Source organism: Rouxiella chamberiensis (genome assembly GCF_026967475.1).
GTDB classification, from domain to species: domain Bacteria; phylum Pseudomonadota; class Gammaproteobacteria; order Enterobacterales; family Enterobacteriaceae; genus Rouxiella; species Rouxiella chamberiensis.
In genome coordinates this window covers 3,373,496-3,399,816 of the sequence record NZ_CP114058.1, presented here as the reverse complement: position 1 = coordinate 3,399,816, position 26,321 = coordinate 3,373,496, and the positions used below count along the sequence as shown (strand labels likewise).

The window sequence follows — 26,321 nt, the reverse complement described above, 5'->3', positions numbered from 1 at the left end:
GTCATGGAATAGACCTCGAAGATTTGAGAATGATGTCGGACATTGTCGTCAGCTCGGCGCAGAGACAAGGTATGCTAGGATGATTGTCGGTTTTTAATACAAAGGCCGCACAGACAGGCCGGTTGATGGCAGCAGCAATACATTGCACGCGATGAGTGATGAGGTTAACAGTGACAAATCGAGTTGAGGCACTAAAGGCACAGCTGGCGAAGCGTATTCTGGTACTGGACGGTGGCATGGGCACCATGATCCAGAGCTATCGGCTGGCCGAAGAAGACTATCGCGGCGAACGCTTTGCCGACTGGGCAAGCGATCTCAAGGGCAACAACGACCTGTTGGTACTGTCTAAGCCTGAGGTGATTACCGCCATTCATTACGGCTATCTCGAGGCCGGCGCCGATATTCTCGAAACCAACACCTTTAACGCCACACCCATCGCCATGGCCGACTATCATATGGCGTCGCTTTCGGCCGAAATTAACTACGAGGCGGCACGCCTTGCCCGAATTTGTGCCGATGAATGGACCGCACGCACGCCCGACAAACCGCGATACGTGGCCGGTGTGTTAGGCCCCACCAACCGCACCGCCTCGATCTCTCCCGACGTCAACGATCCTTCCTATCGCAATATCTCATTCGATCAACTGGTCGAAGCCTATTGCGAATCCACTCGCGCCTTGATCGAAGGCGGGGTGGATCTCATCATGGTCGAAACGATCTTCGATACGCTTAATGCGAAGGCCGCGACTTTCGCAGTCGAAACGGTTTTCGAAGAGATGGGCGTTTTACTGCCGGTCATGATTTCCGGCACTATTACCGATGCTTCGGGGCGAACCCTGTCCGGACAAACCACCGAAGCCTTTTACAACTCGCTGCGTCACGTCAAGCCGTTAACCTTCGGACTTAACTGCGCCCTGGGTCCAGACGAGTTACGCCAGTATGTCGCCGAGCTGTCGCGCATTTCAGAATGCTATGTCACGGCGCACCCCAACGCCGGGCTGCCCAACGCTTTCGGCGAGTACGATCTTGAACCCGGAGAAATGGCTGCACATATCGGCGAATGGGCACGGTCGGGCTTTCTGAACATCGTCGGCGGCTGCTGTGGCACTACGCCACAGCATATCGCCGAGTTCGTGAAAGTGCTGGAAGGCGTAGCGCCACGCAAGCTCCCCGAAATCCCTGTGGCGTGTCGTCTCGCGGGGCTAGAACCTCTGAACATCGACGCATCGACCCTGTTCGTCAACGTCGGTGAGCGTACCAACGTTACCGGTTCGGCGCGCTTCAAGAAACTTATCAAGGAAGAGAAGTATGTCGAAGCGCTTGCCGTCGCGCAGCAGCAGGTTGAGAGCGGCGCGCAGATAATCGATATCAACATGGACGAAGGCATGCTCGATGCCGAAGCGGCGATGGTGAAATTCCTCAATCTGATTGCCGGTGAGCCGGATATCGCCCGGGTACCCATCATGATTGACTCCTCCAAGTGGGACGTCATCGAGAAAGGCCTCAAATGTATTCAGGGCAAGGGTATTGTTAACTCGATTTCAATGAAGGAGGGGAGGAAGCCTTCCTCAAATACGCCCGCAAGGTACGGCGATACGGGGCGGCGATGGTAGTGATGGCCTTTGACGAAGTCGGCCAGGCGGATACCCGTGCGCGCAAAATCGAAATCTGCCGCCGGGCTTATACATTGCTGACCGAAGACGTCGGATTCCCGCCGGAAGATATCATCTTCGACCCGAACATCTTTGCCGTCGCCACCGGTATTGAAGAGCACAATAATTACGCCGTAGACTTCATTGGTGCCTGCGCCGACATCAAGAAAGAATTGCCGCACGCCATGATTTCCGGCGGTGTGTCCAACGTCTCTTTCTCCTTTCGCGGCAACGATCCCGTGCGTGAGGCCATCCATGCCGTATTTCTTTACCACGCTATCCGTAATGGCATGGATATGGGCATCGTCAATGCCGGTCAGCTGGCTATCTACGATGACCTTGCTCCTGAACTGCGTGAAGCCGTTGAAGACGTCATCCTCAACCGCCGTGATGATGGCACCGAACGGCTGCTCGATTTGGCCGAAAAATATCGCGGCAATAAAGACGACGGCGAAGCCAATAAGCAGCAGGCCGAATGGCGCGGCTGGGACGTCAAAAAGCGTCTCGAGTATTCGCTGGTGAAAGGCATAACCGAATTTATCGAGCTTGATACCGAAGAGGCGCGCCAGCTTTCGGCCCGTCCGATAGAAGTCATTGAAGGCCCGCTGATGGACGGCATGAACGTTGTAGGCGACCTGTTCGGCGAAGGTAAAATGTTCCTGCCGCAGGTGGTGAAATCTGCACGCGTCATGAAACAGGCTGTGGCCTATCTTGAGCCCTACATCGAGGCCAGCAAGGAGAAAGGTAAAACCAACGGTAAAATCCTGCTGGCAACGGTGAAAGGCGACGTTCACGACATCGGCAAAAACATTGTCGGCGTGGTGCTGCAATGTAATAACTACGAAATTATCGATCTCGGCGTCATGGTGCCTACCGATAAAATCCTCAAAACGGCTATTGATGAAAATGTCGATATTATCGGGCTGTCCGGTCTCATTACGCCCTCTCTAGACGAAATGGTCAACGTGGCCAAAGAGATGCAGCGCCGTGGGTTTACCATTCCGCTGCTGATAGGCGGTGCGACAACCTCCAAGGCACATACCGCCGTTAAAATAGAACAAAACTACAAGGGCTCGACGACTTACGTACAGAATGCTTCCCGCTCCGTTGGCGTGGTATCGGCTCTGCTTTCCGACGGTCAGCGCGATGCCTTTGTCGAGAAAACGCGTAAAGAGTATGAAACGGTGCGTATTCAGCATGGCCGTAAAAAGCCGCGTACCCCGCCCGTCAGCCTTGAGAAGGCGCGTGAAAACGCGACGCAGATTGACTGGCAAAACTATTCGCCGCCCGTGGCGCAGCGTTTGGGCATTCAGCAGGTTGAGGCCAGCATCGACACGCTGCGCGACTATATCGACTGGACGCCGTTCTTCATGACCTGGTCGCTGGCAGGCAAGTATCCGCGCATTCTTGAAGACGACGTCGTGGGTGAAGAGGCGAAGCGGCTGTTTCAAGATGCCAATGAACTGCTAGATAAGCTTTCCCGCGAAAAACTCCTTAACCCGCGCGGCGTCTATGGTTTATTCCCTGCGAACCGTAACGGTGACGACATCGAAATCTATCGTGACGAAAGCCGTGAAGACGTGTTGATTGTCAGCCACCATCTTCGTCAGCAAACCGAGAAGACCGATTTTGCCAACTACTGTCTGGCCGATTTTGTAGCACCCAAAACCAGTGGCAAGGCCGACTATATGGGCGCATTCGCCGTGACCGGCGGTCTGGAAGAAGACGCGCTGGCAGAGGCCTATGACAAACAGCATGATGACTACAATAAAATCATGATAAAAGCCCTTGCCGATCGTCTGGCCGAAGCCTTCGCCGAGTATCTGCACGAACAGGTGCGAAAAGTGTATTGGGGCTTTGCACCGCAGGAAAACCTGAGCAACGAAGAACTGATTCGCGAAAATTATCAGGGGATTCGTCCTGCGCCTGGTTATCCGGCTTGTCCTGAGCACACCGAGAAAGGCCAAATCTGGCAGTTGCTGAATGTCGAAACGCATACCGGCATGCAGTTAACCGAATCTTTCGCGATGTGGCCGGGAGCGGCTGTTTCTGGCTGGTATTTCAGTCATCCAGACAGCAAATACTTCGCCGTAGCGCAGATTCAACGGGATCAGGTTGAAGACTATGCCGTGCGTAAAGGTATGGCGATTACCGAGGTTGAGCGCTGGTTAGCGCCTAATCTGGGTTACGACGCCGATTAACGGCAATTCCAGACTTTAGCCCACGTCGACATCGATATGTAAGGCATCGTAGCGCCAGTATTCGAGATCACAGTCGATGATCCGATCGTCGAGATCACGGTTGATCCTTGTAATAAACAGGGCCGGGCTGCCTGCCGCGACTTTCAAGGCGCTGGAGGCGGCTTCGGGTAGACGCGTCGGCACCATATCAAAGCGAACCGCGGCCGTACTTTATGCCATAGCGTGAAAAGTACAGGTCGGTCAGCGACTGCGTAAGATCGTCGTTAATGATATCGGGGAAGAACTGCGGGTTAAGGTAGTGCTCTACATAAAGCACTGCTCGTGCGTCGATATAGCGTAACCGCCGAATACGATATACCTCGCTTTGCGCGGGTAGATTCAGTTTATGGCAAACATTGTCGCTGCCCCGTATCTGACAGGCATCGATGAGGTCTGTGCGGGCAAGGCGGCCTTGCTCTCGGGCCATGGCATGAAAATGACTGCGTTGCAGCGGATTATAAAGAATACGCGGCGGCGAGATAAACCACCCACGACGCACCTCGCGATAAATCAGCCCCTGTGCTTCGAGCTGTCCCAAAGATTCCCGCAACGTTATACGTGTTGTTGAAAACTGCTCGCTCAGTGTTCTTTCGGAAGGCAGACGCCCTGCGGCAGAATAAAAACCGTCGGCTATCTTCTCACTCAATGCGTGGCAAATAATAGCGACAGTGGTCTGCGATTCACTCATCGATCTTAAGCCTCATTTCAGTGCACTTTTGCACCACCATAACCGTTAAAAGATAAAAATTTGCGTACTTGTTAACAACGCCAGACAACAAAACTGTCGCTTTTTCGCGCTGTCATCTAAATATCACAAACCATCGTTAGATTGGCTTGGTTCTTGCTGGACTAGACCAGCACTCCCACACACTATCATCTGGAGCATCAGTTATGAAACAGTTGTTCGCATCTGTGTTAACCACCGCGCTCGTCATGACGACAACCACGGCCTTCGCCGCAGAATCTATGGCCGACCTTGAAAAGGCCGCCAAAGCAGAAGGCACGGTTAATAGCGTCGGGATGCCTGATTCCTGGGCAAACTGGAAAGATACCTGGAATGATTTGAGCAGCAAATACGGCATCAAGCACAGTGATACCGACATGAGTTCGGCACAGGAAATTGCGAAGTTCCTCGCGGAAAAAAGCAATGCCAGCGCGGATATCGGCGATGTGGGAGCGGCATTTGGTCCGGTGGCAGTAAAAGAGGGCGTTACTCTGCCTTATAAACCCAGCACCTGGGATCAGGTACCTGAATGGGCAAAAGACAAGGACGGCAACTGGGCACTGGCCTACACCGGCACTATCGCGTTTATCATTGATAAATCACAGGTTAAAGACGAACCCCATAGCTGGGCTGACCTGATGAAAGGCAAATATAAGGTCACGATTGGCGATGTCAGCACGGCAGCTCAGGCTGCCAACGGCGTGCTTGCCGCCACTTACGCGATGGGCGGTAACGAGAAAAACCTCAAGCCGGGTCTGGAATATTTCGCCAAGCTGGCAAAGGCAGGGCGCTTGAGCCTGACCGATCCGGTTATCGCGTCGCTTGAAAAAGGCGAAGTTCAGGTCGGCGTGGTCTGGGATTTCAACGGGCTTAACTATCGCGACCAAATCGATAAAACCCGCTTTGACGTTGTCATTCCGTCAGACGGCAGTATCACCTCCGGTTACACCACCATCATCAACAAATACGCCAAGCATCCGAATGCGGCCAAGCTGGCGCGTGAATATATCTTCTCCGATGCCGGACAGATCAATCTGGCAAAAGGCTATGCGCGCCCCATTCGTGCAGAACACCTGACGCTGCCGGATGACGTAAAAGCCAAGCTGCTGCCAAACAGCGAATATGCCAATGCGCACCCTATTGCGGACCCGGAAGCCTGGGGCAAGAGCGCGAAAACATTGCCTCGTCTGTGGCAAGAGAACGTCATGATTAACCAGCAATAATAGCCAGCAACAATAATTGGCAACCAAAACGGCAACATGAACCCGCATTAACAGTCTGCGTCATCCTGCGTGCTCGGATGCACAGGCCCAGGCTAATCCCAGTCACTGACCCTTTTAAGTTTCTGGGATGAACCCGCCAGCTGCCTTTCTGTGGCACTAATGATTTTCATGGCGTTGGCGGTGTCTGCAATTTCAAAGCAAGGTCTGGAAACCGTTCTTCGATTCGCCCATTTTTCTCTTTTTTATCAGGGTCACAATTATGAAAAGCATTCTGGTGGTATTGGATGGCCTGAATTATCAGGTGGCTCGCGAAACGATGGGCTATTTGCATGCGCAATGTGCCGTCGGGCGCGGGCGTTTGTATCAGCTGGAGTGCGAGCTGCCGTCGCTTTCCCGACCGCTGTATGAATGCATTCTGACCGGCGTGCCCCCGGTGCTGAGCGGCATTGTCGGGAATCAGGTAGACAGGCTGTCTACCGGGCGCAGCGTATTTCACTATGCGCGAGACGCTGGGTTGACGACGGCGGCGGCGGCTTATCACTGGGTGAGCGAGTTGTATAACCGCACGCCGTTTGTTGCGGCCCGTGACCGCCATACTCACGATAACGCGCTGGCCATTCAGCACGGACATTTCTATTACGACGACACCTATCCCGACTCGCACCTGTTTGATGACGCAGAGAGTCTGCGCTTGCACTACGATCCTGATTTCCTGCTGATTCACCCGATGAATATCGACGATACCGGGCATAAATTCGGGCAGGATTCGATGCAATATCGCAACAAGGCGCGCGTGGCGGACGGCATTCTATCGCACTATCTGGGCACCTGGCTGGAAGAGGGCTATCAGGTCATCGTGACCGCCGATCACGGCATGAACAACGATCGCAGCCACGGCGGTATCTTGCCCGAAGAGCGTCAGGTGCCAATGTTCGTCTTTGGCAGCGCGTTTAGCCAGCAGGACGCCGCGCCACGGCAAACCGAAATATGTGGAACCGTCTGCCAGCTGCTTGAAATCACCCACGATAAACCTTACTTCGCCGATCTTCTGGCTCGAACCAGGATGTAAGGTTGAGGATAACGCATGAAAGCCAAGTGGCTCGCCCTGCTTTTTACGCTGCCTTTTGTAGTGTTCTTCATCGCCTTTCAGTTGGCACCCCTTGCCTGGGTAGCGGTCAGCAGCTTTTACAGTGATACCTACGAAACCTGGGGATTCGGTAACTACAGCGACATTCTGACCTCGCCGTTCTATCTGCAGGCGATGAAGTACTCGCTGGATATTTCAGTCTGGTCGAGTCTTTATGGTTTGCTGATAGCCTTGGTTGGTAGTTACTCACTTCGCCAGCTCGGCCCGACAAAGCTGCACGATTTCGTGATGTCCTTTACCAACATGACCAGTAATTTCGCGGGCGTGCCGCTGGCCTTTGCCTTCGTCATCCTGTTGGGACTCAATGGCACACTTACGCTCATCCTGCGTAAATACGGATTGATGGAGGCCTTCAATCTGTATTCCAAAGACGGGCTTATCGTGCTTTACACCTATTTCCAGATTCCGCTGGGCGTGCTGCTGCTGTATCCGGCGTTTGATGGCCTGCGTGAAGACTGGAAAGAGTCGGCGGCCCTGCTTGGTGCCGGTAAATGGCGTTTCTGGCGCTACATCGGGCTGCCGGTCATGGCGCCTGCGCTGATGGGCACCTTTGTGATTCTGCTTGCCAATGCGCTTGGAGCCTACGCCACGGTTTACGCCTTGACGACCGGTAACTTTAACGTCGTGCCGGTACGTATTGCAGCGCTGGTCTCGGGCGATATTTCGCTGGATCCCAATATGGGCAGCGCACTGGCTATCCTGCTGGTGATTTTGATGGCGTTTATCACGCTGATTCATCAATGGTTATTACGCAGGAGCTACCTCAATGTGCGTTAAGACCCGAGTTACGGATTTAGGAGGTGATGATGTCTCGTGCTGAACATCTTTATCATCGGCTGGTGGTCTGGATCCTGTTTCTGGTCCTGCTGTTGCCGCTGGCCGCCACGCTGATTTATGCGCTGGTCGAGGAGTGGGGCGCCACCATTCTGCCGAGCGGATTTACCTTCAAATGGCTGATTGCGCTATGGAGCGATCCGCGTTTTCTGGTGGCGCTCGGGCACTCGCTGCTTATCTGTCTCGGCACGCTGTTTTTCTCTCTGGTGCTCATCCTGCCGCTTATGTTTGTGATTGCTTACTATTTCCCGAAGCTGGACGCGTTGATGAATGTTCTCATTCTCTTACCGTTTGCCGTTCCGCCGGTGGTGTCATCGGTCGGGCTGATGGAACTCTACTCCGCGCCGCCCTTTGAACTGACCGGCACGCCGTGGATTCTGATAGGTTGTTATTTCACGATTGCGCTGCCGTTTATCTATCGGGCAATTTCCAACAATATTCAGGCGATTAATCTGCGTGACCTGATGGATGCCGCCCATCTGCTCGGCGCCAGCACCTGGAAAGCCGCACTGTTCGTGATTTTGCCCAATCTGCGCAAAGGCGCCACCATCGCCGTCTTGCTGTCATTCTCGTTTTTGATAGGTGAATTCGTGTTTGCCAATCTGCTGGTAGGCAACCGCTATGAAACCTTGCAGGTCTATCTCTACAACATGCGCAACGGCAGCGGCCATTTCACCAGCGCATTGGTTATCTCCTATTTCTTCGTCGTGCTGGTCTTTACCTTCGTGGCGAACTTACTGAATAAAGGGAAGCGCTGATCATGTCCTATCTAGAAGTGACGCAGCTCAACAAACACTACGGGCAAACGCAGATTTTCAATAACATCGACTTTAGCGCCAAAGAGGGCGAATTCGTGACGCTGCTCGGGCCGAGCGGGTGCGGAAAATCCACGCTGCTCCGCTGTCTCGCAGGGCTGACGTCGGTCGACAGCGGAAAGATTGTCTTGCAGGGGCAGGATATCGTGCCGCTTACGCCACAAAAGCGCGGCATCGGCATGGTGTTTCAAAGCTATGCGCTGTTTCCCAACATGACGGTCGAGGGCAACGTGGCCTTTGGCCTCAAGATGCAAAAGATATCGGGCAGCGAGTCTACGCGTCGCGTTAACGAAGTCCTGGCGCTGGTGGAGTTGACCGAGTTCGCCCGTCGTTATCCGCATCAGTTGTCGGGCGGACAATGCCAACGCGTGGCACTGGCGCGGTCGCTGGTCACGCAACCTCGACTGCTGCTGCTCGATGAGCCGCTGTCGGCGCTGGACGCGCGTATTCGTAAACACCTGCGCGAGCAGATCCGCCGTATCCAGCGTGAAATGAACCTCACCGCCATCTTTGTGACGCACGATCAGGAAGAGGCGCTGACGATGTCGGATCGCATCGTGCTGATGAATAAAGGACAAATCGTACAGAATGGCGACGCCGAAACATTGTATACTGCACCGGTCAATGCTTTCGCCGCCGGGTTTATCGGCAGTTATAATCTGCTGACCCCCGAACAGGCTTTTGCATTGACCGGGCAGAGCTATACGTCTCAGGTGGCTATTCGCCCTGAATCCATTGCGCTTTGCGCGCCCAATCAGGGAATTGCTGCCCGAATTCTTCAACATAGCCTGCTGGGCAATGTCGTGCGTTATCGTGTACTGGCTCACAATGTCGAGCTGTCGGTGGATGTTTTGAATCGCTCCGTCGACGCTTTGCTGGCTGATGATACCGATATTGGTCTACAGTTAGATCTTGATACATTACGGGAAGTTGCATGAAGCTGACGCTTTTTGACCTCGATGAAACGCTGATTCGCGGCGACTGTTCGAGCCTGTGGTCGGCCTTTATGGTCAAGGAAGGATGGGTCGCCGAACCCGACCTGTTTCTCCGGCAAGACACCGAAATGATGCGCCTGTATGCCATCGGCCAGATGGACATGACCGAATATATGAACTGGACCTTAAGTCCGCTCAAAGGTCGCAGCGAACACGAGGTGTCGGCGATGGTCACGCGTTTTGTCCACGAGGTTATCGCCGATCGCGTCTATGCCGATGCCCGCCAGTGTATTGCCTCGCACCGTGCCAACGGCGATCGCACGATAGTGATTTCTGCCTCGGGTGAACACCTGGTGGCCCCGATTGCGACATACCTTGGCATCGATGAAACGCTGGCCATCGGCGTGGAAACCGCCAACGGACGTTTTACCGGCTTTACCCAGGGCGTGCTGACGTTTCGCGAAGGAAAGGTCGCGCGGCTGATGGACCTGCTGAATCAGGACGCCAGCCTGCTAGCCCACGCCATTTTTTATTCGGATTCGCACAATGACTTGCCGTTGTTGACCCGCGTGGGTCGGCCCAGCGTCGTCAATCCGGATGCTATCCTGCTCCAACACGCCAGGCAGGCAGGATGGCCTATACATGCCTGGCGCTAAAGGAGTTCGTATTTAGTGTTAACTCTTCTTCATTTACTTTCTGCAGTCTCTTTACTCGTGTGGGGTACGCATATAGTGCGTACAGGCATCATGCGGGTGTTTGGTGCCAATTTGCGCCGTGTTCTCAGCAGCAGCGTCGAGAAAAAACCGCTGGCGTTTGTCTCCGGTATCGGCGTTACCGCGCTGGTACAGAGCAGCAATGCCACGGCCTTGCTTGTGACCTCGTTTGTCGCTCAGGGGCTGGTGGCGCTGTCTCCCGCGCTGGTAATTATTCTCGGTGCCGATGTCGGGACGGCGCTGATGGCGCGCGTGCTGACCTTTGATCTCTCCTGGCTTTCGCCTCTGCTGATTTTCGTCGGCGTCGCCTTCTTCCTCAGCCGTAAACAGACGCGTGCCGGGCAGATGGGGCGCGTCGGGATTGGACTCGGGCTGATTCTGCTGGCGCTGGAGCTTATCGTGACCGCCGCCACGCCGATTATGCAAGGCTCCGGCGTGAAAGTGCTGTTTTCCTCACTGACGGGCGATGTCATTCTCGATGCGCTCACCGGCGCGGTTTTCGCTATCATCAGTTATTCCAGTCTGGCGGCGGTGCTGCTTACCGCGACGCTCGCGGCTACGGGCGTCATTTCGCTGAAAGTGTCGCTGTGTCTGGTGATTGGTGCCAACCTCGGCAGCGGAATTCTGGCGATGATCAACGCCAGCAAGCAGAATGCCGCCGGTCGCCGTGTGGCGCTCGGCAGTGTGCTGTTCAAGCTGATAGGCTGCATCATCGTGCTGCCGTTTATCGGGCCGCTGACCAATCTGCTGGCGCGCATCGGTATTCCCGATGAAGAGCTGGTTATCTATTTCCACGTATTCTATAACCTGATCCGCTGTCTGGCGCTGGTACCGGCGGCCGGTATGATGGCGCGAATCTGCGAGCTATGGATTGCCGAACAGCCTGAAGACGATCCGCGTCTGCGTCCTCGTCACCTTGATGTCAGCGCGATTGACACGCCGTCGCTGGCGCTGGCCAATGCCGCACGCGAGACGCTGCGCATGGGCGATGTGGTGGAACACATGATGATCCTTCAGCATGAAGTCATGCACGGCAAGCTGGCGCAGGACCGCGAAATCCGTCGTCTGGACGATGACGTCGATGTGCTTTACACCGCCATCAAGCTCTATCTGGCGCAGATTCACAAAGATGATCTGGGCGAGGACGACTCGCGTCGCTGGGCCGAAATTATCGAAATGGCGCTGAACCTCGAGCAGGCGGGCGACATCATCGAGCGTATGACCGGCGACATTACCGCCAAGTCTCATGAAACACGTCGTGCGTTCTCGGCGGAAGGGCTTGCCGAACTCGACAGCCTGCACGAGAAGCTGGTGGATAACCTGCGTTTAAGCCTGTCGGTCTTCCTTTCAAGCGATTTGACCAGCGCGAAACGCCTGCGCCGCTCCAAGCACCGTTTCCGCCTGCTGGACCGCCGCTATGCCCATGCCCATGTCGATCGTCTGCATCAGCATAATGTGCAGAGCATCGAAACCAGCTCGCTGCACCTAGGTTTGCTGGGCGACATGAAACGCCTCAACTCGCTGTTCTGTGCCGTTGCCTATAACGTGCTGGAAAAAGACGAGAAAGACGACGAGCGCGAAGAGCTCGACGATGCCCGCAGTCTGGTGAAATAACTCTGATTGCAGGCCATAAAAAAAGGGTCACGAGATAATCGTGACCCTTTTTGTTTAAACGCGTTACCCTACTTTTTGGCTTTCCTGTCTACCGGACGACCCGACCAGTAACCGGCCAGCAGCGAGCCGGACAGATTGTGCCACACGGAAAAAATCGCGCCGGGCAGGGCGGCAATCGGCGTGAAATACAGTTTGCCCAGCGTGGCCGCCAGACCGGAGTTCTGCATGCCCACTTCCAGCGCGATAGTGCGGCAGGTGGTCTCGTCGAAACCAAACATTTTGCCGCCAAAATAGCCGCTCAACAGGCCAATCGCGTTGTGCAGGATAACGGCCACGACCACTACCAGTCCGACCGATCCAATCAGGCCCTGACTTCCGGCAATCACGGCGCTGATGATGGCCAGAATGCACACCATGGAAAACAGCGGCAGGAAAGGCTCGATACGTTTAACGGCCTGCGTAAACAGATGGTGGATAATCAGACCTGCAAGAATCGGTATCACCACAATCTGTAGAATACTCAGCAACATGCCTTCGACATCGACCTTGATGTGCGTATCGACATAAAGACGCGTCAGCAAAGGCGTAGCAAATACGCCGACCAGCGTGGAGACGGAGGAGATGGTCACGGAAAGTGCCACGTCGCCTTTGGCCAGATAAATCATTACGTTGGACGCCGTACCGCTCGCCACGCTGCCGACCAGAATCATGCCGGCCGCCAGATCGTCAGGCATATGGAACAATTTCGCCAGCAGCCAGGCGGCCAGCGGCATCACTAGATAATGCAGGAAGGTAGCCGCTGCCACCGGTGCCGGGCGCGAAAGCACGCGTTTGAAGTCGCCAAACTCGAGCGTGACGCCCATCGCAAACATAATCAGCATCAACAGGGTGCTGACGTGTGGGCCGATAGGCGTAAAGGTGGTTGGCGTGTAATAGGCGGCGACCGCCAGCAAAACGGCCCACAAGGGGAACAGACGTGTGATTTTGGCTAACATGCAGGGACTTCCTCAGTGTTTTATAGTTTTATATTTCGATGTTGTGTCTTTCTCATTTAAAAAAAGCCGGGTCTTTCGACTCGGCTTTTCTTGTTACGCGCGGGAATCGAAAATCGATTAATCCTGCTCGAATAGGTTGTGGTGCAGCTTTTGCACGACCTGATTGGCGTCATCGCCCGGCACCAGGAAACACAGGTTATAACTGCTGGCACCGTAACAGATCATGCGGATGTTGAACGGGTCCAGCACGCCGAACACTTCTTTACCCACGCCACAGGCTTGAGACAGCTTGTTGCCGATGATGGCAATCAGTGCCAGATTCTCTTCGACCTCGACGCGGCACAGCGAAGAGAGCTCGGTCAGCAGCGACGTGGTCAGCAGGCTGTCACCGGAAGAGGTGGAACCCGTGGTGTCGAGCGTCAGGGCGATGCTGACTTCGGAAGTCGTAATCAGGTCAACGGAGATGTTGTGACGCGCCAGAATGCTGAACACTTCGGCCAGAAAACCCTGTGAATGCAGCATGGTCATGCTGTGCAAGGTGAGCAGCGTCTGTTTGCGACGCAGCGCCAGCGCACGGAACAGCGGCGGGTTTTCCGTCGTGTTGCAGACCAGCGTACCGCCCGCGGAAGGATCCTTGCTCGAGCCGACAAACACCGGAATACCACGGCGTACCGCAGGCAGTAGGGTTGCCGGGTGCAGAACCTTCGCGCCGAAGGTGGCCATTTCGGCCGCTTCTTCGAACGCGATGCGGTCGATGCGTTTCGCGGCAGGCACTACACGAGGATCGGTGGTGTAGATGCCCGGCACATCGGTCCAGATATCGACGCGCACGGCACCTAACGCTTCACCCAGCAGAGCGGCAGTGTAGTCGCTGCCGCCGCGGCCGAGCGTCGTGGTGCGGCCCTTTGGTTCGGAACCGATAAAGCCCTGAGTCACAATCAGCGCTTCATGCAGGCGCGGAGCCAGCTGCTGGCTCGCCAGTTCGAATAGGGTATGGGTGTCCGGCTCGGCACGGCCGAAACGATCGTTGGTGCGCATGATTTTACGCACGTCGAACCACTCCGCAGAAACCTGACGCTGACGCAGAATCTCGACAAACAGCAGGGTCGACATCATCTCGCCGTGACTGACCAGCTCGTCGGTCAGCGCGGTGGAGGTCGCCAGACTTGCCGCTTCGGACAGCATGCCGATGTTTTCCAGCATGCGCTCGATCTCGTCGTGAATAACCGACGGCGTGTCGAGACGAAGAATGATGGCGTTCTGAATACGACGGATTTCGTCCAGCAGGAATGCGCGACGCTCGCTGTCTTTGCCTTCGGCCAGTTCTACCAGCAGATTGGTTACGCCGGCGGAGGCGGAAAGGACCACCACGCGAACGTCGGGATTGGAGAGCACCACATCGGCGCTGCGGTTCATGGCTTCGAAGTCCGCCACGCTGGTACCACCAAATTTGGCGATGACCGTATTGCTCAGGGGCGACAGGTCAGCGTTGCGGGGTGCTGCTTGATTCATTTAAAACCTCGTGTCAGGGTCGTCCTTTTATAAGACGGCCTTTTTAATTGCATATTCCTTGGCACAAGGGTAGAGCGGGAAACGGGAGCAGGCGTAGAAATGCTACGGTACACCCAGAAGCGCCCCACCATGCCAATAGCTCATCGAGCTATAGCGGTGACAACCCAGGGGATTCAGCCCCTGTAGTCGATCTTTTCCCAACCGTTGGGTGTCTGACCTCGGCGTCGCACCCCATAATGCACCCTCGCAGGATACGGTTCCTCCGATACATTGCCTGGGCGACGCGCCTCTTCTGGCCTACACGCGCGGACGCGTATAAGTTAGGCGCCTAGAATTACCGGTTCTGCGCCTCCTGTCAACGGTCTGAGGGCATCTCGCTCACATTTTGACGGAATGTCATCTATTATTCAGTGCGGTATTTGACTATCAGACAGGTTTGCCAACAGTTATTGCCTATTGCAAGAAACGCAAGAAAAGGCATCTCATCTTCCAAAATACCGGATACAATCAAGGCAGTTGCGCTAAATAATAGTCAAGATATCACCTTACATTCTCAGCCTAAGAGCATTGCTATGAAAAATATCAATCCAACTCAAACCGCTGCCTGGCAAGCCCTGCAGCAGCATTTCGAACAAGTAAAAGATGTAGAAATCAGTCATCTGTTTGCTGAAGATGGCGATCGTTTTTCCAAGTTCTCTGCTACTTTCGACGATCAAATTCTGGTCGACTATTCTAAAAACCGCATCACGACAGAGACCCTGGACAAACTGCAGGCGCTGGCAAAAGAGACCGAGCTGCAGGAAGCCATCAAATCGATGTTTTCCGGTGAGAAGATAAACCGCACCGAAGACCGTGCCGTGCTGCACGTTGCGCTGCGTAACCGCAGCAACACGCCTATTGTGGTCGACGGCAAAGACGTCATGCCCGAAGTCAACGCGGTACTGGCCAAAATCAAGAGCTTCACCGAGCGCGTTATCGGCGGGAGCTGGAAGGGTTACACCGGCAAGGCGATTACCGACGTCGTCAACATCGGTATCGGCGGTTCGGATCTGGGGCCTTTCATGGTGACCGAGGCGCTGCGCCCTTATAAAAATCACCTCAACATGCATTTTGTTTCCAACGTCGACGGCACGCACATTGCCGAAACGCTGAAACCGCTGAACCCGGAAACCACGCTGTTCCTGGTTGCCTCCAAAACCTTCACCACGCAGGAAACCATGACCAACGCCCACAGCGCGCGCGACTGGTTCCTGAAAACGGCCGGTGACGAGCAGCACGTCGCGAAGCACTTCGCTGCGCTGTCTACCAACGGCAAAGCCGTCTCCGAGTTTGGAATCGATACCGACAATATGTTCGAGTTCTGGGACTGGGTCGGCGGACGTTACTCACTGTGGTCGGCAATCGGTCTTTCCATCGCGCTTTCGGTCGGTTTCGAGAACTTCGAGCAACTGCTGAGCGGCGCACACGCGATGGACAAACACTTTGCCGAAACGCCAGCGGAGAAAAACCTGCCTGTCATCCTGGCGCTGATTGGTATCTGGTATAACGATTTCTTCGGCACCGAAACCGAAGCCATTCTGCCCTACGACCAGTATCTGCACCGTTTCGCTGCTTATTTCCAGCAGGGCAACATGGAATCCAACGGGAAATACGTAGACCGCAACGGTTCTCCGGTAGATTACCAGACTGGCCCAATCATCTGGGGCGAGCCGGGCACCAACGGTCAGCACGCGTTTTACCAGCTGATTCACCAGGGCACCAAAATCGTGCCGTGCGACTTTATTGCGCCGGCTATCAGCCACAACCCGCTTAGCGATCATCACGCCAAGCTGCTGTCCAACTTCTTCGCGCAAACCGAGGCCCTGGCTTTCGGCAAGTCTCTCGACACCGTTGAAGAAGAGTTTGCCGCGCAAGGTAAAAAGCCGGAAGACGTCAAGCACGTCGCGCCATTCAAGGTCTTTGAAGGCAACCGTCCGACCAACTCCATCCTGCTGCGCGAAATCACGCCGTTCAGTCTGGGTGCGTTGATTGCGCTGTATGAGCATAAAATCTTTACTCAGGGTGCCATTCTGAACATCTACACCTTCGACCAATGGGGTGTGGAACTGGGTAAACAACTGGCTAACCGCATTCTGCCGGAGCTGGAAAACGGTGAGGAGATTAGCGGTCACGATGCATCGACCAATGGTCTGATCAACCGCTTCAAAGCCTGGCGTTAAGCGGTTTATTGCCGGAGAAATCCCTTCTCTTCGGCAATTACCGTTAATGACTGCCGCCTTGCCGATTCGGTGTAGGCGGCAGCACTGTTTTTGATGTCACTATCTGCGTATTGTTGATTACCCCATTTCCCTCCGCCTCGGACGGCATCTCGGATTCCACCGCCAGCAACAGATTATCCTGCTCGATAAAATACGACGGTAGAGAAAATGCCTCGGCCATCAGGCGGCGTTTGCCGTTTACAAAGGTGGCGTGCCGCGCCTGATAGTAGTTAATCCCGCCCTCAATCTCGATATGAAGCGCGTCGACCGCGTTGACTTCGCTGCGCAGCGGCCCCAGAAGCCAGGTCACCGGCTGAACGCCACGCCGTGAAATGCGCGCCAGCGAGGAAGCCTCGGCGGTAAGCATCGTTTCGCCGTCAATCACCAGTTTCTGCGGTACCTCGCCTAAAAGAACAAGCGCCAGATTATTGATTTTGCAGCCAGAAAAGTAATTTTCGTGATTGTTGACCAGCAGCGAGGTGTCTGCCGTTTCGCCTTCAAAGGTGCAATGGGAAAAATGCAGGCGTGAGTTGCCCTGAAAGGAATTACGCGACGTAGGCAGCGGATGCGAGTCGATATAGGGGTCGTCCAGCTCCAGATCGCTGATGGTGGAATCATGGCGCGCATCCAGCGTGAAGGCACAGTTATCGAACAGATTCATTTTAGGGCTGTGCTGTTCATGCTGAATCAGGGTGAGTTCACCATTGACGCTACAGTTTCTGACGGTCAGCCCGTCGCAGTGCAGCCGCAAAATGCCGAGACCGCCGTGATAGACGTCGCGATAAACATGCACGTCGGTCAGGGTCAGGTCGCTGATGAAGGTATTGGCAATCAGCACGGAACAGACATGCTGGCTGATGGCGATTCTGGCGGCCGTTTGTCCCCAGTCAACGCCCGAATTGGCAAGCGTAATGATGCCGGAATTGCCGATAAACTGCAGGTCATGCTCGTATTGACCGTGCGTGACAAACGCGCCTGTGCTGTCGCCGTCACTATGACAGTTTTGCACCACGCACGAAGAGCTGGCGGTCAAGTCATTGAGATGACGGGCATTGGACGTGGTGCAGTCGGCGATGTGTCCGTATTGGCAATAGATTTGCTGGGTGAGATATCCTGCGCCGCCCCACGAAACGGACGGCGGATTGCTCAAAGAGCACTGTTCGGTGCGAAAGAAGGTGTTCCAGCGGCGAAAAATCACCGACCAGAATGTCCCCTGCGCATGAATGCGGTACACATCGCAATAAATCGCGTATTCAAAGGTGACAGGTTGCGAACTGGTATCCGGTAATTCGCCCTGGCCGATAAACTGCATATTCTGGATCAGCACGTTTTTTACCGGCGTCACTTTACGCCAATGCAAAGATTTTCCGGCCTCAAGCGGCCAGCCGGTGCGGTAATTGAGTCGCACGTGAGTGGCGTCTATCTGCGCTGTGACCTGCACCAGCCGCTGAATCTTTCGCTGCCAGTGTCCGGCCATTTTTTCGGATTCGAGACAAAACCATTGCCCGACCGGAAACTGGCTGCTGTCTTCGACAGGGTAGATTTCGCTGAGCAGCGGCAGGGGATGAAGCAGGGGGCTGACGGTAACCTTTTCTTCAACCTCGCCGCGAAAGGCCAGAATGGCGGAAAGGTAGTTGTCTTTGATGTTTTCGAGCGCGTCGAGGCCGGAGGTGGTGACCGTTTGCCCGCCAAAATCGAGGGTGATATCGGAACGGGAAAACTGATGGCGATAGCGGAAGTTCAGGGCGGTATGCGCTTCGATACGGTGAATTTGCGGGTCGTTGACCATTGCATCAAGGGCGGCATCGGCTCCGTTTTCGCCATTGAAGATGCCAAATTGACGGAAATCGAGAGTGCCGTTGTGCAATAAAAGCCAGCGGCCCTTCAGACTGCCCGGCAAGGCGATAACGGTGCCGTCATTGGCCGTTTGCTCGTTGGCGGCATCCCAGTACATCAGCTTGCCTCCGCCGTCGCCGGCAAAATGGTAGCCGAGCACCACGGCGCAAAGGCGATCGCCCGGGGCCGCGCGTTTTCGCAATGCCGAAACGTTATTGACGCTGACGATGCTGGCGGGATTGGCCGCCGCCGCCGTCAGCAAACCTGCTGAAACCACACCGCCTGCCACACCGGAGAGGAGCTCTCGTCGATTTATCATCGGGATCCTTTGAGAGGAGGATCTGCAAAAATCTTTCACAGACCGTGTAGCCGTAATCAAGTATCCGCGCTGTGCAATTATTAAGCAAACGTTGCGCGGGCTTCACAACCGACTTTCGTCGGCGAGACGCTGTGGTATTCTGCTGCCATTCAACAATTAAGTGGGATCTACATCACATGGCAGGATCAAAAAGGGCGACCGCGATCGCCGTCGTCATGCAGCGACTTTTAAACGTTTTTCTTTTAGGACTGGCAGCGATTCTGATGCTGTTTTTAGGGCGTGAAACCTATCATCTCGCGCTTGTCCTGTTCGTCAACAATGACGAGTCTTCGTCGTATATGCTGATTGAAGGCATTGTCATCTACTTCCTGTACTTCGAATTTATCGCCTTGATAGTCAAGTACTTTGCGTCGGGTTATCACTTCCCGCTACGCTATTTTGTCTATATCGGCATTACGGCGATTATCCGCTTTATCATCGTCGACCATAAAAGCCCGATCGACACGCTGCTCTACACCGCCGCCATTCTGGTGCTGGTGGTCACGCTGTATCTCGCCAATGGCGAACGCCTGAAACGCGAATAATAAATGATGACCCCGGCGGGATTACCGCCGGGAGAATCTGCGCTAGAATGCCCGCCTGAATCCCTTTTTTGGTAGAGTTCTCTACCTGCTCGGAGTGTTGATGTCTGAGTCTTATGTCTCTTTTCCCGATGCTATTCGCTGGTTCGAATTTACCGCCGATGTTCCGCCCGAGATAGTCGACTGGCTGCTGGAGATGGGGTCGATGACCCGTCGCTTCGAGCAACATTGCAGCAAGGTCAGCGTCATCCCGCAGCGCGAATGCTTTATTGCCCGCGCCGAACTCAGTGACGAAGAGGCAGAGCAACTGCCGGAAAGCGAGCGTTACTGGCTGCGCGAAATCGTGCTTTGCGGTGACGACGAACCCTGGCTGCTCGGGCGAACGGTTATTCCTCTCGAAACGCTGACCGGACCGGATCAGGCATTGGTCGACCTCGGCACGCTGCCGCTCGGGCGCTACCTGTTCAGCGGCAATCATCTCAGCCGCGACTATATTCATCTGGGCCAGCAGGCCGGACACTGGGCGCGACGTTCTCGCCTGCGCCTGTCCGACAAACCGTTGCTGCTGACCGAGATATTTCTACCCGCCTCGCCGGTTTATCCCCGCGCGGCACAAGATGTAAAATCTGACTGATACTTTTAGCCTCAAGGGAGAACACCACGTTGATGGGCACCGAAATACGGGGACAATGGCGCGATTATTGTCGACTGATGCGAATTGACAAGCCGATCGGCTCACTGCTGCTGATGTGGCCGACGCTCTGGGCGCTGTGGCTGGCCAGCGGCGGAATGCCACCGCTGAAAATATTGATAGTCTTCGTGCTGGGCGTATTTTTCATGCGCGCGGCGGGTTGCGTTATCAATGATTATGCCGACCGCAAGGTCGACGGCCATGTGAAACGCACCGCCGGTCGACCGCTGCCAAGCGGCGCGATTACCAGCAAACAGGCCAAGATGCTGTTTGGCGGACTGGTGCTGGCCTCTTTCCTGCTGGTGTTGCTGCTCAACGGCAAGACGATTCTGTTGTCTGTGGTCGGCCTGGCGCTGGCGTGGGTTTATCCGTTCATGAAGCGCGTCAGTCATCTGCCGCAGGTGGTGCTGGGCGCCGCGTTCGGCTGGGCGATTCCTATGGCATATATGGCGGTAGGCGAAACCTTGCCGCTTGCTTGCTGGCTGCTGTTTATCGCCAATCTCTGCTGGACCGTAGCGTACGACACGCAGTATGCCATGGTGGACAGAGACGACGACCTCAAGATAGGCGTGAAGTCGACCGCCATTCTGTTTGGTCGCTACGACAACCTGATTATCGGCCTGCTGCAACTGGCTACGCTGGTGCTCATGATGATCGTCGGGCAATTGAGTCAGCTGGGCGCGCCATTCTACTGGTCACTGCTGCTGGCGGCCTGTCTGTTTGTCCATCAGCAGAAAATCACCGCGACGCGTCAGCGCGAGCAGTGTTTTCAGGCGTTTCGCAACAATAACTATGTCGGCATGGTGATGTTTATCGGCATTCTGCTCAGCTATTCCCTGGCCTGACAGCGCCATCATCCTCAAAAGAAAAACCCCGCCTCTCTTGCGATTGGCGGGGTTTTTTTATGGGCGAAGCGGGCAGTCGTTAGTGGTCCGTGTCTCTAACGTCCAGCTTCGGCTCTGCCAGCGGTTCGGTTGCGACAGGCAATTCGGAGGGCATGCCGGCGCTTTCAATCGTCAGACGGATATCCGGGGTAATCAAGTCGCTGAGAATGGTGTAAATCTCGCGGGTATGTTCCGGAATCGCATCACCGATATCATTGATATAGCCTTCATTACGCAGCGTGCCGACCAACGTGGTAAACACGGCCTTGTCGAAGAACCCGGGCGCGTTGATGCCGTGCAGTACCGACAGACGCTGCGCCATGATACGGCTCTCTTTTTCGAGCGCGCCGCGGCTGATGCTTGGATTATGGCTCAGCAGGGACAGCGTGATGGCATAGCGTTGCAGTGTTTCGCGCACGCCCGCCGCCAGCAGCTGCAACGGACGGTTGCGCAGCGGATTGAGCTTCAGATTCTCGCCATCAATCTGAATCAGCGCCTGACGCGCCAGTTCGCTGCTCAGCACATCAAGCAGTTCAGGCAGTTGCGCCTTGTCGTAATGCATAAACAGTTCGGCTTTCATCATCGGATAGATAAGCTCGACCTGACGCAATAGTTCGGCCTTGCTGACCTGACCATGATGCATCACGATGCTGGCGATAAGAGAAGGCATGACCAGAAGGTGATGAATATTGTTGCGATAGTAGGTCATCAGCACCGCCTGCTCGCGCGGCAGAATGATGATATCGCCAATATTGTCCTTCTCGACCTGGAACTTGTTCATGTGCAGCGCGTGATCCAGCAGCTTGTCCGCCGTGTGTTCCGGCACCGTGGAGTCTTTGTTGTAAGGCACGTTGCGCAGAAGTTGCAGATAGCAGTCGAGCTGCTCGACAAGCTGTTCGCGGGTCAGCGAGCGTTGGCGCGACGCCAGCAGCGCCGTCGAACACAGGTTCATGGCGTTGGCCGCGGCCGAGTTGTTGATGCGCACCATAATCGTGTCTGCGATGTCCTGCACGGTCGGCGTCAGCCAGCTTGGGCGATGGGCTTCGATAGGATCGATAGACTCGCGCCACTGCGGGACATTCTGATTGAGGTATGGCGTGAGATGCAGCGGTTCGCCAAAGTTGACGTAGCCTTGACCCAGATTGCGCAGCTTGCGCAAGCCGTTGATCATCTGCATGAAACTCTCTTTCTCTTTGGTCGCGCCGCGTAACTCCTTGGCGTAGGTGCCGACTTCCATTACGTGCTCGTAACCGATATAGATAGGCACCAGCGTAATAGGACGCGAACCGCCGCGCAGCATCGCCTGAATCGTCATCGACAGCGTGCCGGTTTTCGGCTCGAGCAGTCGACCGGTACGCGAGCGTCCGCCCTCGACAAAGTATTCGACCGAATAACCCCGGCTGAACAGCTCGCCCAGGTATTCGCGAAATACCGTGGAGTAGAGTTTGTTGCCCTTGAAGGTACGACGGATAAAGAACGCGCCCAGACGACGGAAGATAGGTCCGGCCGGCCAGAAGTTCAGGTTGATGCCCGCCGCGATGTGCGGAGGAACCAGGCCCTGATGATAGAGCACGTAGGAAAGCAGCAGGTAGTCCATGTGGCTGCGGTGGCAGGGCACATAGACAATTTCCTGACCATCTTGCGCCAATTGACGCACACGCTCGGCGTTGTTGACGTTGATGCCTTTATACAGACGGTTCCAGGTCCAGCTCAGCACGCGGTCGGACAGGCGCACGGCTTCATAATTGAAGTCGGCGGCAATCTCTTCCATCAGGGCAATCGCGTTTTGCTGGGCCTTGTCGTAGGAGATCTTTTTGGTACGCGCTTCGTCTTCAACCGCTTTTTCTATGGCCTTGGAGGCCAGCAGCTTGTTGAACAAGTCCTGACGCACGGGCAGACGCGGGCCGACGGCGGCGTGACGCTGACGCGAGAAATGCATGCGGGCAACGCGCGCCAGTTTGTGGGCGATGGTTTTATCGGTACCGTGCTGGCTTGCCATATCGCGAAGGGAAACGGTGTTGGAGAAACGCACGAAGCTGTCGCGTCCGAGCCAGAGCACCGCAAAGAACTTCTGGACGCCGTTGAGCACGCGAAGCTGCGGGGTGTCCTGACCTTCACGACCGGGCGCACGGCCAAACATCACGGAGACCGGCAGCATCTGGATATCCAGCGTCGGGTTGTTGCGATGCAGATCGAGATAGTCGTGGAAGAGTTTTACCGACTCCTGCTGGGGCTGGTAATACGGGAAGACGCGCGGCCCTTCACCGATGAAAACGTGGCTTGGCAGGTGCACGCCGTCGATTTCCAGCGGAATGAGCGGGTCGGGCAGGTTCTGCGCCAGGCACTGGGCCCGCAGCGTCAGAAGGTCGGCCTTGGAGTTGTAAGGCAAAACATACAGAATCGGGCGCGTGGGATCCAAACGCAACTCCGTCACCGGATCTGTAGGAATGACCTTGCTGCTTACCAGCATTTTTAGCGGTAAATTCAGCAAGGTATAATAAAGTCTACGCCATCCTGACATAAAAACGTGAAGCCTCTTGTTAGCAATTCGCGGCAAGGATACCAGAAAGCAGGTATGAGATCTGTGGTGATAGGATAACGGATTCAGGCTAAAATGCCTGAAAATCACCTTAAGACATAAAATATTATGGCAAATCAGGTCACAGGACTCACCCGTATTTACAAGGCTGCCGGATATTCCCTCAAGGGCCTGACGTCAGCCTGGAAGAACGAAGCCGCATTTCGTCAGGAAGCCGTCGTCGTCGTTCCTGCCATCTTACTGGCATTTTACCTGGATGTGAGCAGCATCGAACGGATTTTAATGGTGGGATCACTGATTATGGTGCTGGTGGTGGAATTGCTGAACAGTGCCATCGAAGCGGCAATCGACCGAATCGGACCCGAATTTCATCCGCTTTCCGGTCGGGCCAAAGATATGGGATCGGCGGCCGTGCTTATCGCGATTCTGTTTGCCGTTTTTACCTGGCTGGCAATCCTTGTGCCGCACTGGCGCTGAATATTTAAAAGCCGCTTAATGTCTGTTTTTTGTGTACTCTCTGGTTTTCATTCCACCTTTACCTGTATATACTCACAGCTAGACTGTATAAACAAACAGGGGGCGGAATGAAAGCACTTACAGCTAGACAACAAGAGGTCTATGACCTTATTCGCGATCATATCGCCACCACCGGTATGCCGCCAACGCGTGCAGAAATTGCCACACGTCTCGGGTTCCGTTCTCCCAACGCGGCCGAAGAGCATTTGAAAGCCCTTGCCCGTAAAAACGTCATCGAGATTGTTTCCGGTGCGTCTCGCGGTATTCGCCTGCTGATGGAAGAAGAAGACGGTCTGCCGTTGATTGGCCGCGTTGCCGCCGGTGAACCGCTGCTTGCTACCCAGCACATCGAGGCACATTATCAGGTCGATCCGGCCATGTTCAAACCCAACGCCGACTTCCTGCTGCGCGTAAGCGGTATGTCGATGCGTGATATCGGTATTCTCGACGGCGATCTGCTGGCCGTGCATAAAACCCAGGATGCCCGTAATGGTCAGGTTGTGGTGGCACGCATCGACGACGAAGTTACCGTCAAGCGCCTGAAAAAACAGGGCAACATTATTCAGTTGCTTCCTGAAAACAACGATTTCGACCCTATCGTGGTTGATCTGCGCGAACAGAGTTTCAGCATTGAAGGATTGGCAGTAGGCGTTATTCGCAACGGCGACTGGTCCTAATCCTATAGTCCTCCGAATTCAATTCTGTACTTGCCCCACTGTGCAGAATGCGCGTATGACGACCTTTTAGCGTCGTCATGCTGCGTCCTTTTTCCGCCTTGCGTTAATATATTTGCCTTTAAATGGGCCGATATCTTTTTGATGAGCGCCATCTTTCATGTCTGCACTCGCTGCCCTTGGAAAAACCTTCTTTAGCCCGACCGACAAAGCACTGTGGTTGCTGGCTCTGCCAATGATCTTCTCCAACATTACCGTGCCGTTGCTGGGTCTGGTCGACACTGCCGTTATTGGCCATCTCGACAGCCCCGACTATCTCGGCGGTGTCGCCATTGGCGCGATGGTCACCAGTTTTCTGTTTATGCTGCTGCTGTTTCTGCGCATGAGCACGACCGGACTCACCGCGCAGGCGCTTGGCGCACGAGACAACGTTCTGCTGGCCCGCGCCTTCGTACAGCCTTTCCTGCTGGCGCTGATAGCCGGTGCGCTTATCTTCTTGTTGCGTCAGCCGCTGATTACTCTGGCCTTGCAGATTGTGGGCGGCAGTCAGGCCGTGTTGCAGCAGGCACAGATTTTTCTCTCGATTCGCTGGTACAGCGCACCGGCTTCATTGGCCAACATGGTGATACTCGGCTGGCTGCTCGGCATTCAATATGTGCGCGCACCGGTTATCATGCTTATCGTCGGGAATCTGATTAACGTAGTCCTTGATCTTTGGCTGGTGGTCGGACTCGGCTGGAATGTCAAAGGGGCGGCGATTGCGACCGTCTGTTCCGAATTCGCCACGCTTGCGCTCGGCCTCTGGCTGGTCTCGATTGTCATGAAAAGGTACGGCATAGACTGGCCGCTTCTGAAGCGGTCCTGGCAGGGCAATCTGCGCAAACTGATCGCGCTTAACCGCGACATCATGCTGCGTTCCTTGATGGTTCAGCTGTGTTTTGCGTCGTTGACCATTATCGGAGCACGACTGGGCAGCCAGACTATCGCGGTCAATGCGGTTCTGATGAATCTGCTGACCTTCACCACCTTTGCGCTGGACGGCTTTGCCTATGCCGTCGAGGCGCATTCCGGGCAGGCCTTTGGCGCGAAGGATAAAGTTCGACTGCTTCAATTCTGGCACGCGGCCTGTCGGCAGGCCGGTCTCGTCGCGCTGGCGTTCGCCCTGGTGTATGCCGTGGCCGGAGAGCACATCGTCAACCTTCTGACGTCTTTGCCGGAACTGCGTGAACTGGCTGACCGCTATCTCGGATGGCAGGTCGTGTTACCGCTGGCGGGTGTCTGGTGTTATCTGCTGGACGGCATGTTCATCGGCGCGACGCGGGGCAGGGAGATGCGCAACAGTATGGCGATTGCGGCCGGCGGCTATGCGCTGGCGCTGCTGTCATTACCTGTACTCGGCAATCACGCGCTCTGGTTGGCGGTGACGGTGTTTCTGGCCGTACGGGGTCTGGCGCTGGGTTGGATATGGCGTCGACACTGGCAACACGACACCTGGTTTTAAATCCTTGGATTATTCCTAGTTATTAGCAGATTGACCCAATATCCCTGCATTTTCGAAACTCTCTACTACAATTAGAACTGTTGAAAGGCATTAAGCAAATGCCACAAAACCAGAGCTA

At 55.1% G+C, this 26,321-nt stretch carries 18 protein-coding genes, 2 pseudogenes and 1 riboswitch; of the genes and pseudogenes, 15 read left to right on the top strand and 5 right to left on the bottom strand.

Translation table 11 applies throughout. The annotated features are described in order from the left end of the window. Positions 1-158: 158 nt before the first annotated feature. A pseudogene (gene metH / locus O1V66_RS15750) lies at positions 159-3,853 on the top strand (methionine synthase). A gap of 15 nt (positions 3,854-3,868) precedes the next feature. On the opposite strand, the pseudogene O1V66_RS15745 reads toward metH, so the two are convergent. After that, positions 3,869-4,580, bottom strand: a pseudogene (locus O1V66_RS15745) (UTRA domain-containing protein). Positions 4,581-4,783: 203 nt separating this feature from the next. Here O1V66_RS15745 and O1V66_RS15740 point away from each other — a divergent pair. From O1V66_RS15740 to O1V66_RS15710, 7 genes are all read left to right on the top strand, one after another. Next, positions 4,784-5,839, top strand: a complete 1,056-nt coding sequence (locus O1V66_RS15740; protein ID WP_045048246.1) for an ABC transporter substrate-binding protein — start codon at positions 4,784-4,786, stop codon at positions 5,837-5,839. Positions 5,840-6,098: 259 nt separating this feature from the next. Beyond that, positions 6,099-6,908 (top strand): alkaline phosphatase family protein, encoded by an 810-nt coding sequence (locus tag O1V66_RS15735; protein WP_045048247.1) that lies wholly within the window; start codon positions 6,099-6,101, stop codon positions 6,906-6,908. Between the two features lie 15 nt (positions 6,909-6,923). Beyond that, the gene (locus tag O1V66_RS15730) at positions 6,924-7,763 is read left to right on the top strand and encodes an ABC transporter permease (RefSeq protein WP_045048248.1); all 840 of its coding nucleotides are present in this window, start codon (positions 6,924-6,926) and stop codon (positions 7,761-7,763) included. A 29-nt stretch (positions 7,764-7,792) separates the two neighbouring features. Further along, positions 7,793-8,578, top strand: coding sequence for an ABC transporter permease (locus O1V66_RS15725; RefSeq protein WP_045048249.1), 786 nt, complete (start codon positions 7,793-7,795; stop codon positions 8,576-8,578). A 2-nt stretch (positions 8,579-8,580) separates the two neighbouring features. Beyond that, entirely contained in the window at positions 8,581-9,573 is a 993-nt protein-coding gene (locus O1V66_RS15720; protein WP_045048250.1) for an ABC transporter ATP-binding protein, read from the top strand. Continuing rightward, the gene (locus tag O1V66_RS15715) at positions 9,570-10,226 is read left to right on the top strand and encodes an HAD family hydrolase (protein WP_045048251.1); all 657 of its coding nucleotides are present in this window, start codon (positions 9,570-9,572) and stop codon (positions 10,224-10,226) included. The genes O1V66_RS15720 and O1V66_RS15715 overlap by 4 nt, the downstream gene beginning before the upstream one ends. Positions 10,227-10,241: 15 nt before the next feature. Beyond that, a complete protein-coding gene (locus tag O1V66_RS15710; RefSeq protein ID WP_045048252.1) occupies positions 10,242-11,897 on the top strand; it encodes a Na/Pi cotransporter family protein in 1,656 nt (551 codons plus the stop codon). 68 nt (positions 11,898-11,965) lie between these two features. Here O1V66_RS15710 and panS read toward each other — a convergent pair whose 3' ends face one another. Then, entirely contained in the window at positions 11,966-12,892 is a 927-nt protein-coding gene (panS, locus tag O1V66_RS15705; RefSeq protein ID WP_045048253.1) for a ketopantoate/pantoate/pantothenate transporter PanS, read from the bottom strand. A gap of 117 nt (positions 12,893-13,009) precedes the next feature. Further along, positions 13,010-14,404, bottom strand: a complete 1,395-nt coding sequence (gene lysC, locus O1V66_RS15700; protein ID WP_045048254.1) for a lysine-sensitive aspartokinase 3 — start codon at positions 14,402-14,404, stop codon at positions 13,010-13,012. A 109-nt stretch (positions 14,405-14,513) separates the two neighbouring features. Next, positions 14,514-14,704: riboswitch (Lysine riboswitch) on the bottom strand. Between the two features lie 272 nt (positions 14,705-14,976). Here lysC and pgi point away from each other — a divergent pair. Continuing rightward, positions 14,977-16,623 (top strand): glucose-6-phosphate isomerase, encoded by a 1,647-nt coding sequence (gene pgi, locus O1V66_RS15695; RefSeq protein ID WP_045048255.1) that lies wholly within the window; start codon positions 14,977-14,979, stop codon positions 16,621-16,623. Between the two features lie 43 nt (positions 16,624-16,666). On the opposite strand, the gene O1V66_RS15690 is transcribed toward pgi, so the two are convergent. Further along, positions 16,667-18,817 (bottom strand): hypothetical protein, encoded by a 2,151-nt coding sequence (locus O1V66_RS15690; RefSeq protein ID WP_045048256.1) that lies wholly within the window; start codon positions 18,815-18,817, stop codon positions 16,667-16,669. Between the two features lie 176 nt (positions 18,818-18,993). Here O1V66_RS15690 and psiE point away from each other — a divergent pair, with 176 nt between their 5' ends. The 3 genes from psiE (at position 18,994) to ubiA (ending at position 20,934) form a co-directional block, all read left to right on the top strand. Beyond that, positions 18,994-19,401, top strand: a complete 408-nt coding sequence (psiE, locus tag O1V66_RS15685; protein WP_045048257.1) for a phosphate-starvation-inducible protein PsiE — start codon at positions 18,994-18,996, stop codon at positions 19,399-19,401. A gap of 100 nt (positions 19,402-19,501) precedes the next feature. Continuing rightward, positions 19,502-20,032 (top strand): chorismate lyase, encoded by a 531-nt coding sequence (ubiC, locus tag O1V66_RS15680; protein ID WP_045048258.1) that lies wholly within the window; start codon positions 19,502-19,504, stop codon positions 20,030-20,032. 32 nt (positions 20,033-20,064) lie between these two features. After that, positions 20,065-20,934 carry a 4-hydroxybenzoate octaprenyltransferase gene (ubiA, locus tag O1V66_RS15675; RefSeq protein WP_045048259.1) on the top strand — a complete coding sequence of 290 codons (870 nt, stop codon included), beginning with the start codon at positions 20,065-20,067 and terminating at the stop codon, positions 20,932-20,934. Positions 20,935-21,013: 79 nt separating this feature from the next. Here ubiA and plsB read toward each other — a convergent pair whose 3' ends face one another. Beyond that, positions 21,014-23,494 carry a glycerol-3-phosphate 1-O-acyltransferase PlsB gene (plsB, locus tag O1V66_RS15670; protein ID WP_269127901.1) on the bottom strand — a complete coding sequence of 827 codons (2,481 nt, stop codon included), beginning with the start codon at positions 23,492-23,494 and terminating at the stop codon, positions 21,014-21,016. Between the two features lie 126 nt (positions 23,495-23,620). On the opposite strand from plsB, the gene O1V66_RS15665 reads away from it, so the two are divergent. The 3 genes from O1V66_RS15665 (at position 23,621) to dinF (ending at position 26,203) form a co-directional block, all read left to right on the top strand. Then, entirely contained in the window at positions 23,621-23,989 is a 369-nt protein-coding gene (locus O1V66_RS15665) for a diacylglycerol kinase (protein WP_045048261.1), read from the top strand. Between the two features lie 107 nt (positions 23,990-24,096). Beyond that, entirely contained in the window at positions 24,097-24,705 is a 609-nt protein-coding gene (lexA, locus tag O1V66_RS15660; protein ID WP_045048262.1) for a transcriptional repressor LexA, read from the top strand. Positions 24,706-24,862: 157 nt separating this feature from the next. Then, on the top strand, positions 24,863-26,203 hold the full coding sequence (gene dinF, locus O1V66_RS15655; RefSeq protein ID WP_045048263.1) for an MATE family efflux transporter DinF: 1,341 nt from the start codon (positions 24,863-24,865) through the stop codon (positions 26,201-26,203). Positions 26,204-26,321 lie beyond the last annotated feature (118 nt).